General features: G+C 65.2%; 8 protein-coding genes. 5 read left to right on the top strand and 3 right to left on the bottom strand.

All coding sequences use genetic code 11. From position 1 onward, the window contains the following. Window positions 1-20 precede the first annotated feature (20 nt). Together BT108_RS04825 and BT108_RS04820 are read left to right on the top strand one after the other, a co-directional pair. The gene (locus tag BT108_RS04825) at window positions 21-1,178 is read left to right on the top strand and encodes a TIGR03088 family PEP-CTERM/XrtA system glycosyltransferase (RefSeq protein WP_218184817.1); all 1,158 of its coding nucleotides are present in this window, start codon (window positions 21-23) and stop codon (window positions 1,176-1,178) included. Window positions 1,179-1,189: 11 nt separating this feature from the next. Next, a complete protein-coding gene (locus BT108_RS04820; RefSeq protein WP_072293406.1) occupies window positions 1,190-3,166 on the top strand; it encodes an XrtA/PEP-CTERM system amidotransferase in 1,977 nt (658 codons plus the stop codon). A gap of 182 nt (window positions 3,167-3,348) precedes the next feature. Here the strand turns inward: BT108_RS04820 and BT108_RS04815 are convergent, their stop codons facing one another. Continuing rightward, on the bottom strand, window positions 3,349-5,481 hold the full coding sequence (locus tag BT108_RS04815; RefSeq protein WP_072293405.1) for a VanZ family protein: 2,133 nt from the start codon (window positions 5,479-5,481) through the stop codon (window positions 3,349-3,351). Window positions 5,482-5,498: 17 nt separating this feature from the next. After that, on the bottom strand, window positions 5,499-6,800 hold the full coding sequence (locus tag BT108_RS04810; RefSeq protein ID WP_083566217.1) for a right-handed parallel beta-helix repeat-containing protein: 1,302 nt from the start codon (window positions 6,798-6,800) through the stop codon (window positions 5,499-5,501). 320 nt (window positions 6,801-7,120) lie between these two features. Between BT108_RS04810 and BT108_RS04805 the strand changes: the two genes are divergently transcribed. Next, window positions 7,121-8,368 carry a lipoprotein-releasing ABC transporter permease subunit gene (locus tag BT108_RS04805; RefSeq protein ID WP_072293436.1) on the top strand — a complete coding sequence of 416 codons (1,248 nt, stop codon included), beginning with the start codon at window positions 7,121-7,123 and terminating at the stop codon, window positions 8,366-8,368. Then, on the top strand, window positions 8,361-9,038 hold the full coding sequence (gene lolD, locus BT108_RS04800) for a lipoprotein-releasing ABC transporter ATP-binding protein LolD (RefSeq protein ID WP_072293404.1): 678 nt from the start codon (window positions 8,361-8,363) through the stop codon (window positions 9,036-9,038). Before BT108_RS04805 ends, lolD begins: the two co-directional genes overlap by 8 nt. A gap of 48 nt (window positions 9,039-9,086) precedes the next feature. Here lolD and BT108_RS04795 read toward each other — a convergent pair whose 3' ends face one another. Then, window positions 9,087-9,674 (bottom strand): DUF2062 domain-containing protein, encoded by a 588-nt coding sequence (locus BT108_RS04795; protein WP_255369621.1) that lies wholly within the window; start codon window positions 9,672-9,674, stop codon window positions 9,087-9,089. Window positions 9,675-9,743: 69 nt separating this feature from the next. Between BT108_RS04795 and BT108_RS04790 the strand changes: the two genes are divergently transcribed. Continuing rightward, window positions 9,744-12,167 carry a ComEC/Rec2 family competence protein gene (locus tag BT108_RS04790; protein ID WP_255369620.1) on the top strand — a complete coding sequence of 808 codons (2,424 nt, stop codon included), beginning with the start codon at window positions 9,744-9,746 and terminating at the stop codon, window positions 12,165-12,167. The last annotated feature ends 34 nt before the right edge of the window (window positions 12,168-12,201 follow it).

The raw sequence follows: 12,201 nt of genomic DNA, 5'->3' as shown, positions 1-12,201 counted from the left end.
CATCATCGATGGGGCTCTCGATGAGCGCCGTCGCACGGCCTCCGCTCATCGTCCACGTCATCCATCATCTGGGCGTGGGCGGTCTCGAGAACGGCCTGGTCAACCTGATTAACCATATGCCGGTCGAGCGATACCGGCACGCCATCGTCTGCCTGAAGGGTTATTCGGATTTTCGCCGCCGCATCCTGAGGGAGGACGTGGAGATCTTCGCGCTGAACAAGCGCGAAGGGCACGACCTTGCCGTCTATCGCAACCTGTTCCGGCTGCTGCGGCGCCTGCGGCCGGATATCGTGCACACCCGCAATCTCGGCACGATGGAGGCGCAGGTCGTGGCCGCGGCTGCGGGCGTGCGCGTGCGCATTCATGGCGAGCATGGGCGGGACATGTTCGATCTTCATGGAAAGAATCGCAAGTACAATCTCCTGCGCAGGGTAATCCGCCCGCTCATCCATCATTTCATCCCCGTCAGCCGGGATCTGGAAGGCTGGCTGGTCGAGACGGTGGGGGCGGTCCCGCAGCGCGTCGACCAGGTCTACAACGGCGTGGACAGTGTGCGCTTCCATCCGCGCGACGGAGCACGCATGGATGGCGTCATCCGGGAATTTTTTCCGGATGACGCCTTTGTCGTGGGAAGTGTCGGCAGGATGGCGGACGTGAAGAACTACCCCGGCCTGGTGCGGGCATTTCTGCAGGTCCTGGAGCAGGAGCCGATGGCCCGCGAACGTTTGCGACTGCTGATCGTGGGCGAGGGGGTTACCCGGGCGGCGTGCCTCGGGATGCTCAGGGAAGCGGGAGCGGAATCGCTTGCCTGGTTGCCGGGCGAACGCGCCGACATTCCCGAACTGATGCGCGCCATGGATCTCTTCGTCCTGCCTTCGCTCGGAGAGGGGATCTCCAACACCATATTGGAAGCCATGTCCACCGGTCTGCCGGTGGTGGCCACCCGCGTCGGCGGCAATGGCGAACTGGTGAGGGAAGGACATACCGGGATGCTGGTTCCGCCGGCGGACCCGCAAGCATTGGCGCAGGCCATCCTGGCGTACTACCGGGCCCCCGATCAGGCTGTGCGGCACGGCAAGGCGGCCCGGCGTCTGGTCGAGGCAGGGTTCAGCATGGAGGCAATGACACGCGGATATCTCCAGGTCTATGACAAGGCCCTGGGAATACGGTCGTCATAAAGGGGTCCGGTATGTGCGGAATCGTGGGATTGTTTGACACGCGCGGCAGGCGCGAGATCGACCGGCGGCTGTTGTGGCGCATGAATCAGCTTCAGATCCATCGCGGTCCCGATGAAGGCGAGCTTCATACCGAGCCCGGCGTGGGCCTGGGCCATCGGCGCCTTTCGATCATGGACGTTTCCAGCGGGCAGCAGCCGCTGTTCAACGCCGACGGCACCGTGGTCGTCGTGTTCAACGGCGAGATTTACAATTTCCAGGCGCTCACGGCGGAACTGGTCGCCCGTGGCTATACGTTCCGCACCCATTGCGACACCGAGGTCATCGTCTACGCCTGGGAGGAATGGGGCGAGCGATGCGTGGACCATTTTCGCGGCATGTTCGCCTTCGGCCTGTGGGATCGGAACCGGGAGACCTTGTTCCTCGCCCGGGATCGGCTCGGCATCAAGCCGCTCTATTACGCCCTGCTCGACGACGGCATGCTGGCGTTCGCCTCCGAGCTCAAGGCGCTGCTGGCGCATCCGGGCCTGGCGCGCACGATGGATCCTCGCGCCATCGAGGACTACTTCGCGTATGGCTACGTGCCCGAGCCGAAGACGATCTTTCGCGAGGCGTTCAAGCTCTCCCCGGGGCATACGCTGAGGCTCTCGACCGGGCGGGACGTGCCGCAACCGCAGCGCTACTGGGACGTGCCGTTCGTCCCGCACGACCCCATGAGTCTGGAGGCGGCGCAGGAGGGGCTGATCGCCCGGCTGAGTGAATCGGTCGGCCTCCATCTCATGACGGAAGTCCCGCTGGGAGCGTTCCTGTCCGGAGGAGTGGACTCCAGCGCGGTGGTGGCGATGATGGCGAATCTGATGGATGAGCCGGTCAACACCTGCTCCATTTCCTTCGGCAATCCCGCCTTCAATGAATCCGAGTACGCCCGCATGGTGGCGGAGCGCTACCATACCCGGCATGACGTCGAGCAGGTGGAGCCGGACGACTTCGACCTCGTGGACAGGCTCGCCACGCTGTACGACGAGCCCTTTGCCGACAGTTCGGCCATGCCGACCTATCGCGTCTGCGAACTGGCCAGGAAACGCGTGACCGTCGCCCTGTCGGGGGACGGCGGGGACGAGAATCTTGCGGGATATCGCCGCTACCGCTGGCACCTGTATGAGGAGCGGTTGCGCTCCATGCTGCCGCTGGGACTGCGCCGGCCTCTGTTCGGCCTGCTGGGCGGACTCTATCCCAAGGCCGACTGGGCACCCAAGGTGCTGCGTGCCAAGTCCACCTTCGAGGCCCTGGCGCGCGATTCCGTGGAAGGCTATTTTCATGGCGTTTCCATCATGAAGGACGCCATGCGTCGACGCCTGTTCAGCGGCGACTTCAGCCGCAGCCTCGAGGGGTACCGGGCGGTGGAGGTGCTGCGCGAGCACGCCGGGCGGTGCCCCGTCGATGATCCGCTGTCCCGTGTGCAATACCTGGACATGAAAACCTACCTGGTGGGCGACATCCTGACCAAGGTGGACCGCGCCAGCATGGCGCACGCCCTGGAAGTGCGCGTGCCGCTGCTGGATCATGAACTCGTCGAGTGGATATCCGGACTGCCGGTGTCCTTCAAGCTGCAGGGGCACCAGGGCAAGTACGTATTCAAGAAGGGACTCGAACCCTACCTGCCGGACGAGGTGCTCTATCGTTCCAAGATGGGATTCTCGGTGCCGCTCGCGGAATGGTTCCGCGGCCCTTTGCGGCAGAGGATCGAGGAGGCGCTGCTGGGACCGGTGCTGGCCGAGACGGGAATCTTCGACCGGGCCTTCCTCGGAGAATTGCTGGCACAGCACCAGTCGGGCAGGCGCGACCACAGTGCGCCGCTGTGGTCGCTGCTGATGTTCGAATCGTTTCTGCGCAACGTGCTATCCGTGGACCATGCCCGCCTGCCGACAAGCGGGCAGCCGTACGAGGAACGGGCGGTTGCGCGGGCCGCGAGCGTGTCCGCGTACCATTAACAGGGCATGAAAGCGAAGCGTATGCTCGATGGTGGGATGGGCACGCCGGCTCGCGGCCAGGTGATGGAGGCGTTCTTCGCCATCGACGCAGGGGCGACGGCTGGATCGGGATCGAGACCATTTGCCCGGTCGCGTCTTGCCGCTGGCGATTGACATCTCTGGCAGGCGAAAGCCGTCCAGGTTCAGGCGGCCGGTGATATGCGGCCGACCTCGGTTCCGGGACGGGCAGGGAGACTGCGGCGCCACAGCGGATATTGCACCATCGCGATGGTCGCGACGAGGGCGCTCCACAGCGTCAGGTAGCGCAGGATGAGCTCTTCCGTTGTTGCCAGTTGAGTACGGTCACTGCTCAGCAGGAACTGCAGCGCGGAGAAGACCCGCCCGTACTTGACGATCACCTGTTCCGTGCCGAGGTGCAGCGCAAGATAGACCAGCATCCCGCTGACGAGCGTCCCGGCGAGTGCCGCGCCGCGCGCGCCGGTCGTTGGCATGAGTCCCAGCGCCACGCTGGTTCCGCCGAATGCGATGCCGGCCATCGCCAGGCCGATCAGCAGGAATCCCGTCACGCTGCCGTTGCCGGCGATCAGTTCGACCACGTTGTCGGTGGCTGCCGCCATCACCATGACGTAGTAGAAGACCGGCAGCAGCAGGCAGGCGCCGATCGTCCAGCCCAGCATCGCCGTCCATGCTCCGCGGCCGGGGAGGGCATGCCGGGCGGCTGCGATGGTGCCGCCGGTCGCCGCGACGCTGTAGAAGCCGAACACCGCCAGGAAGCGTCCCAGGACTTCCCATTTCCAGGGCCAGTCCAGAATCGGGGAACCGACGATATCGTGGAAGCTTTCGTCGGGCACCGCCAGCCACAGCAGCAGCCATGCCCCCAGTCCGTGCAGCAGCACCAGGGGCGGGAGGCCGAGCAGATATGCTTCCCCCCGTGACAGCCGCCGTACGATCAGGATGGTGAAGCCCGCCGCCCAGTATGCCAGGATCGCAAGCAGCACGAGCGACCGGAAGGGATGCCCGGAATAGACCAGTTCGCGCACGTTGTAGGGCACCCATGGCGATCGGGCGACGAGCCAGCCGACGGCAGTGCACAGGGCCACGCCTGCAGCCATGATGGCCAGGACCTGCCTTGCGCTTATTCGATCCTCCCTCATGTGCGCTGCCGTACCGTGCGCCGGCGCAGGGCTGTCGATCGCCTGTGCCGAGGGGATACCGGGCCGATGCATCCGCGACAGGGCCCAGCCCACCAGCAGTACCAGCAGCGGTTCCGTCACGTCCGCCGTACGGCCCAGCATTCCCATCTGCAGCAGTTCGATGATAAACGACCCTGCCATCAGTCCCCCCGTGGCCCGTGCGAACCCTGTCCCCATCCGATGCAGCAGCCATAGCAGGGCGGTGTAGACGAACAGCGACTGGGTCAGCCCGCGCGCGCCGACCTCCATCGACCCGCGCAGCATGGTGGCGAACGGGATGCCGTTGAAGCTCCCGGCCGGTGCAATGGAAAACGGGGAAAGCGCGGCGATGCTCCAGGCGGCCAGCAGCAGCCAGAAGGCCGATGCGGGCGGGCGTGTGCGATCGGATCGCGACGTCGCCAGAAAGCCCGTGTAGCCCGCCAGCGAACCCACGAAGAACGATCCATCCACGGCCAGATGGATGATGATGAGCTTGCCCATCCCCACGCAGGCCAGCACGCCTCCCAGCCACCATGCCGGGCGCCGCCCCAGCGCCGCGAGGGCGATGCCCGCGATCATCACGCCCGCTGCGTGCATGAGCGCAGCGGAGAAGGAGAATTCGAAACCGAGGAGCAGCGGTTTCAGCGCATCCTTGAATTTCTGCCAGTCCAGCGTGGGCACCAGCGGCAGCAGTTCGGTGAGCAGCCATAGCAGCAGGATCCACAGGGGCGCCGATGCGCCGGCGCCCGGGATGTGAGCCAGCTTGGGCCGGTACCTGCCGATCGCATGCGCCACCCCCATGCCCAGAAGCAGCCCCGTCATGTTCCACAGCACGTCGGCCAGTCCCGCGGTGCGAGTGGGCAGCCATACCTGCGCCAGCTGGAGGGCAAACGAATAGGTGAGCGCAAACAGGCCGAGCAGGAAGGTATGGACGGAATCCTTCATCCAGTCGGGGCGCAGGAGCATGCAGGCCGCTCCCAGCGGAAAGAACAGAGCGATGTTGCCGAGCAGGTCGCCCTGGGTGGTGAACAGGCTCCAGTCGGTCAGGAACTGTCGCAGGGCGCCGGGTTCCGGGGGGGCGAAGTCGCCGGGGTAGAGCGATCCGTAGGCGATCAGGGCAAGGATGGCGAGCAGGATGCGCATGGCTGGCTGCCCGCCGCTCAGGGTTTGGTGCGCAGAAGCTTGATTTCCAGGGCCGGTCGCCAGTGCCCGTGCGCATGACCGGGCGCGTAGGCTCCTGCGACGTCGGTTTCCCATGCGTAGCCGTCGAAATCCAGGTTGGCGTGAAGGTAGGCGCCAAAGCGCGCCAGGGCGTCCGGCTGCAATCGCATGCCCGCACCCGCTGGCATCAGACTCATCGCGCCCAGAGGAGCGAACGGCCGGACGAGATGCCTGGGTGCGGCGTCGAATGACCCGGTCAGGTTCCCCTTCAGGGATGCGCCCCGGATCGGTATCCCGGCGAATACGATATTGGCCGTGACGAATTGCGGATATTCGGGATCGTGTTCGCGCCGCTCCAGTACGATACCCGAGCCGCCAGCCACCACGGTGTTGTGGAACACGTCCACTGCGCGCGGGGTGTCGTTGTGCGGCTGCAGCCGCACCGCGTCTCCCGCGTGGTTGACGAACAGGTTGCTGTACAGGGCGATGTTCCCTTCCCCCTGGAACAGGGCCTCGTACGGGTTCTGGTGGAAGAAGTTGCCGTATACGAGGTAGCGGTCGCGTGCGCCGGGACCGGAAAGCGGCCAGTGCCCCACCAGGACGTTGGGTCTCGCCATGTCTTCGGATCCGCCCTGTGCCTTGCTGAACACGTTGTGGCGGATGATCGTCACACGATCCTCGTCCGGCATGCCGGGCAGTGCCGGGCGGGGCTGCTGGTGCTTGATCTGCAGGTTGTAGCCGCGCGTGCCGACGACGAGGTTGTGCTCGATCAGTCCGCCGATGAAAGGTGCGCGCCCGTCGGAGTTGCCCAGATAAAGGCCGGTTCCGGCGCCTTCGATCACATTTTCGCGAATCGTCCAGTCCCACGCCGGGCATTTGGTGGAGATGCCCACCGTTTGCTGGTTGTGGCCGTGGCCGCGGATGCGCAGCGCTGCGAGCGTGATGTGGTGTGCCCAGTCCGCATGTCCCTCGCACTTGACACCGTCCACCGGCAGGTTGCGTCCATCCAGCACCAGATCGCGGATGGTGACGTATCGCGAATTGACGATGCTGATCGTATTGTGCCCGGGCCGTGCAATGAAGATCGCGAGGGGTTCTCCTTCCGGGCCCGAGATCGTGATGGGGTGCCCGGGAGTACCCTGCAGGTGATGGATGGGCAGGCCGTCCCGGTATTCCCCCGGCATCAGCTGCAGGCGGTCACCGGGGCCGAGTTGTCTGAGCTGCATACGGTAGGTGCCGGGATCCGCTGTATGGACGACCTCCGGACAGGCGAATGGCGTGTGGCAGAGCAGTCCAAGCATCGCCGGAATCCATTGGGGCCGGAGTGTGCCGACCGGGCGGAGTCCGGTTTCTCCAAAACACGGGGCGCGGGCGGCAGGATGCGCGCGGGGAGGGCGGAGGATTGGGAAAATCATGTGCGGAGGGTGTTGCGGTCCTTTTCCGTGGCGTGACTCCTCTCATGGGTGCCGGGCATGGCGGCGACGATGCGCCGAGGGATCATTGTACTGAAACTGGCGGATGAGTGGTCGATCGAACGGCGGGACGGAACCATCTCCAGCCTGTTAAGCCCTGTTGGAATATGGCACACTTCGGCATCTTTCATGCTCCGGGCCGCGAACCCATGTCGCCCTACGAATTGTTCATCGGTCTGCGCTACACACGTGCCAAGCGCCGCAATCACTTCATTTCCTTCATCTCGCTGATATCCCTGCTAGGCATCACCCTGGGCATGACGGCACTCATTACCGTCATGTCGGTGATGAACGGATTCCAGAAGGAAGTGCGCTCGCGCATCCTGGGCGTGGCGTCCCACATTCAGATCAGCGGATTCAACGGCGGACTGACGGATTGGCGGGACGTGGCGCGGGAAGCCTTGGCGCACGGGCAGGTCGAGGCCGCTGCGCCGTATGTGAGCGCGCAGGGCATGGTGTCGTTCGACCAGGGAGTCAGCGGTGTGGCGGTCAGGGGCATTGCTCCAGAGCTGGAGGACGGAGTAGCCGATCTGTCCCGGATGATGATAGATGGGCGACTCGAGGATCTCGTGCCGGGCCGGTTCGGCATCGTGATCGGATCGGAGCTGGCGCGAGCCCTGGGCGTATTCACCGGGGACAAGATCGTGCTGATCTCGCCCCAGGGCCAGGTGACGCCTGCCGGCATGCTGCCGCGCCTCAAGCAGTTCACGGTCACCGGCATTTTCGAGGCGGGGCACTTCGAATACGACTCGAGCCTGGTACTGATCAACATAGAGGATGCGCGTAGACTCTACCGCATGGAGGCCGGCCAGGTGTCAGGGGTGCGCCTGAAGCTGCACGACCTGTTCGGCGCACCGCAAGTGGCGCAGGATCTGGCATCGACGATCTCGCGGGCGGTCCTCATCAGCGACTGGACACGTCAGCATGCCAATTATTTCCGCGCGATACAGATCGAGAAGCGCATGCTCTCGCTCATCCTGGCGCTGATCATCGCGGTGGCGGCGTTCAACATCGTATCGACCCTGGTGATGGCGGTGACCGACAAGCAGCCGGATATCGCCATCCTGCGTACCCTGGGAGCCAGTCCGCGCAGCATCATGAAAATCTTCATCGTGCAGGGTACCCTGATCGGGATCCTGGGCACCGCGCTCGGCGTCCTGGGAGGCGTATCGCTGGCGTACAACATCGAGTCGGTGATCGCCGTGATCGAGCGCGTGTTCAGCGTCCAGTTCCTGTCGCGGGAGGTTTACTACATCAGCGAGATTCCATCCGATCCCCAGGCGGCCGACATCATCGCCGTGGCCGTGGTGTCGTTCGTACTGACGCTGCTGGCGACGATCTATCCCAGCTATCGGGCATCGCGGGTCAATCCGGCGGAGGCGCTGCGCTATGAGTGAAGCCGTCATCGCCTGCCAGGACATGCGCAAGAGCTATTTCCAGGGAAAGCAGGAAGTCCCGGTGCTCCTGGGCGTGAACCTGGATGTGCCCGCGGCCCATACCCTTGCCATCGTGGGTGCCTCGGGATCGGGCAAGAGCACGCTGCTGCACGTGCTGGGGGGGCTGGATGCACCGACCGGCGGCGACGTACGCATCATGGGTCGCAGCATGGTATCGCTGGGCGAGGACGAGCGGTGCAGGCTGCGCAATCGGTCGCTGGGCTTCATCTATCAGTTTCATCACCTGTTGCCCGAATTCAGCGCGCTGGAAAATGTCGCCATGCCGCTTTTGATCCGGCGCACCCCGCGCACCGAAGCCTGCGAGCGCGCGGCGGAGATTCTGAAACGTGTGGGTCTGGGTCACCGTCTTGCCCATACGCCGGGCGAGCTCTCCGGCGGGGAGCGGCAGCGCGCCGCGGTGGCGCGGGCGCTGGTGACCCAGCCCGCCTGCGTGCTTGCCGACGAGCCTACGGGCAATCTCGATCGGCATACCGCCGAAGGCGTGTTCGAGCTGATGCTCGAGCTCAATCGTCAGGTGGGCGCGAGCCTCGTCATCGTCACCCATGACCTGGATCTGGCCAGGAAGACAGGGCGAACGCTGTGCCTGGTGGACGGGGTACTGGCAGAATAGGCAGCCGCGGAGTCTTTCCGCGGGCCGGCGGTGGCCGGCGACGGCGCGTCAGTGTCGGTGCTCCATCCGCTTCCGCCATGCGTATATCACATACAGCCGCCATGCGACGCGTACCGCAAGGTATCCGGCCGTGGCCAGGAGCAGCGCCAGCAAGGGGATTCCCACCAGCAGCGGTTTGCCCAGGGCCTCCAGCCAGCCGATCAGCGCGGGGATCCATTCGCCGATGGGCTTGTCCATGAGGTGCAGCTCGGCCTGGGGTACGTTGCCGCCGCCGTCGTCGGTGACGAGATCGCCGATGGCGTAGGCGGCGATATAGATCGGTACGATCGTCAGGGGATTGGAGTAGAGCGTGGTGAATACCGCTACCGGAAGATTGACCTTGAAGGCGATCGAGAACAGGGCGGCAAAAAAAAACTGCACCGGATTGCTGCCGGGGATGAGTCCGGCGAACAGCCCCGCCGCCACGCCGCCCGCTACCGATCGGCGATGGAGGTGCCAAAGGTTGTGGTGCTGCAGGTGCTTGCCGAACAGTCCGATGAACCGGTTTTGCCGGACGGATTCGTGGGTGGGCAGGTATTTTCTGAAGAATTTTCGCAGCACGGGCAGAGTGTACGAAAATACCCAGCCTGCGTGCAAACATCCTCCTGAATCCGGTGGCAGGGAGAAAGTCCGATGCGAGCGTCTGTTCTTGCATGCGTAGCGGGTATGGCGTGGCTGCAACAGCAGGCAGAATTGCCCCTGCTGCACTGGGCCTGGCTGCTGCTGCCGGGGATCGCGCTGGTGGTGGCGCTCGCGCGCCTGCCTGCGATCCCGCCGATCGTCGTCCGGATGATGCTCGTCGGGGTGGCTGCGGGGGCCGGGTTTTTCTGGGCGGCGGCGTGCGCCCATTGGCGCCTGGCGGATGCCCTTCCCGCCGAATGGGAGGGTCGCAATATCCGGGTGGCCGGGGTGGTGGCCGATCTCCCGCAGATCGGAGAAGACGGGGTACGCTTCACATTCGACGTGGAGCAGGTGTTGACGGAAGGGGCGGCCGTTCCCGAGCGTATCCTCCTGACGTGGTACAACGAGCGGCGCCGGCCCGGAAAGGCGCTTTCTCCGGAGGCCGCTCCGCGCAGGCCCAATGCGGGCGAGCGTTGGCAGATGACGGTACGGCTCAAGCGCCCGCATGGCAGCGTCAATCCCCACGGTTTCGATTTCGAGAGATGGGCGTTGGAACGGCGCATCCGGGCCACCGGCTATGTCCGGAGCGGCGACGGCACCCTGCGTCTGGCCGAGCAGGTGGATCGGCCCACTTACCGGATCGCGCGCCTGCGCCAGACGATACGCGAACGCCATCTCGCGGCGCTGCCCGGCTATGACCATGCCGGGGTGCTGGTCGCGCTGGCAGTGGGCGACCAGCGTGCGATCCCGCGGACGCAATGGCAGGTGTTCACGCGCACGGGCGTCAATCATCTCATGAGTATCTCGGGGCTGCACGTGACCATGGTCTCGGGCCTGGTGTTTGCCCTGGCCTACGGGCTCTGGCGCAGGAGCCACCTTCTGCTGCTGTGGCTGCCGGCCCGCAAGGCAGCGGTGATCGCCGGACTGGCCGCCGCGTTCGGGTACGCGCTGCTGGCAGGCTTCGAAGTGCCGGCGCAGCGCACGGTCTATATGCTGGCAGCGATGGCGCTTGCCCTCTGGCTGGGGCGCCTGGCGTCCGCCACGACCGTGCTGGCCTGGGCATTGCTGTGCGTGGTGGTGCTGGACCCGTGGGCAGTGCTCGCCCCCGGTTTCTGGCTGTCGTTCGGCGCGGTGGCGGTCATCATGCTGGTCGCGGCCGGGAGGATTGGCGCCGAGCACTGGCTGTCCGGATGGGTACGGGTGCAGTGGGCCATCACGCTCGGCCTGGTACCCCTGCTGCTGGCGATGTTCCAGCAGGTATCGCTGGTCTCGCCCATCGCGAATGCCATCGCCATACCGTTGGTAAGTCTGGTGGTGGTTCCCCTGACACTATTGGCGACACTGCCTTTTCTCGACATCCTGTTGTTGCCGGCGCATATGATCATGCACGCCTGCATGGAAATGCTGCAATGGATGGGTAGTCTGCCGCAAGCGGTATGGAGCCAGCATGCGCCGCCGCCATGGACGGTGGGTGCGGCGATGGTCGGCATCATCTGGATGTTGCTTCCAGGAGGACTGGGGTTCGGTCTCGGGGGTGGTCCGAGATTCACTAGCGGATTTCCTGCCCGCTGGCTGGGAGCGGTGGCGCTGCTGCCCATGTTTCTGGTATTCCCGCCGAGGCCGGAACCCGGGACCCTGTGGCTCACGGTGCTGGATGTGGGGCAGGGGTTGGCGGTGGTGGCGCGCACGGCGCAGCATGCGCTGCTGTTCGATACGGGTCCGGCTTTCGGCACCGGAGCGGACAGTGGCAACCGCATCATCGTTCCTTACCTGCGCGGCGAAGGGATCGGACACCTGGACGTCATGGTCGTCACGCACGCCGACTCGGATCATAGCGGTGGGGCGCTGTCGGTGCTGGAGGCGGTACCGGTGGAATGGCTGGTGTCCTCCCTGGGTGTCGATCATCCGATCCGGCGAGCCGCCGCCAGGCAGCGCCCCTGTCTTGCGGGGCAGTCCTGGGAATGGGACGGCGTGCGCTTCGACATGCTGCATCCGCCACCGCAGCGCGATGCCAGGCGCAAGGTCGGGAGCAACGCCGGGAGCTGCGTGCTGAAGGTCACGTCTGCCCACGGCAGCGTATTGCTGCCCGCGGACATCGGCAAGCAGGCCGAGCGCAGGCTGCTCAAGGAGAGCGGTGAGCAGTTGGCCGCGACGGTGCTGGTGGCTCCCCATCATGGGAGCAAGACATCTTCCAGCGAAGCGTTCGTGCGCCAGGTGGCTCCTGGGCTGGTAATATTCACCGTGGGTTACCGCAATCGCTTCGGTCATCCCCGGGAAGAGGTGGTCGAACGCTATCGGAGACAGGGGAGCACGCTGCTGCGCAGCGACCAGGATGGAGCCATACTGCTGCGTTTCATGGGAGGCGTGCCGGCAGTGAGGCGTGCGCGCACCCTGTATCCCCGCTATTGGCAGGCTGACCCTTCTGCGTCCAGCCCGCCCGCACCACCCGCAGCTTCCTGGCCCCGATGAAATCAGAATGCCCGATTGTCGCAGTGAACCGCCC

This window comes from Nitrosovibrio sp. Nv17 (assembly GCF_900119085.1).
Taxonomy (GTDB): domain Bacteria; phylum Pseudomonadota; class Gammaproteobacteria; order Burkholderiales; family Nitrosomonadaceae; genus Nitrosospira.
The sequence above is the reverse complement of the archived record's forward strand: the minus strand, read 5'-3'. Positions and strand labels throughout refer to the sequence as shown.

Coding starts and splice junctions, on each gene's coding strand:
- BT108_RS04825 (WP_218184817.1), top strand. CDS start 21: ATGAGCGCCGTCGCACGGCCTCCGCTCATCGTCCACGTCATCCATCAT.
- BT108_RS04820 (WP_072293406.1), top strand. CDS start 1,190: ATGTGCGGAATCGTGGGATTGTTTGACACGCGCGGCAGGCGCGAGATC.
- BT108_RS04815 (WP_072293405.1), bottom strand. CDS start 5,481: ATGCGCATCCTGCTCGCCATCCTTGCCCTGATCGCCTACGGATCGCTC.
- BT108_RS04810 (WP_083566217.1), bottom strand. CDS start 6,800: ATGCTTGGACTGCTCTGCCACACGCCATTCGCCTGTCCGGAGGTCGTC.
- BT108_RS04805 (WP_072293436.1), top strand. CDS start 7,121: ATGTCGCCCTACGAATTGTTCATCGGTCTGCGCTACACACGTGCCAAG.
- lolD (WP_072293404.1), top strand. CDS start 8,361: ATGAGTGAAGCCGTCATCGCCTGCCAGGACATGCGCAAGAGCTATTTC.
- BT108_RS04790 (WP_255369620.1), top strand. CDS start 9,744: ATGGCGTGGCTGCAACAGCAGGCAGAATTGCCCCTGCTGCACTGGGCC.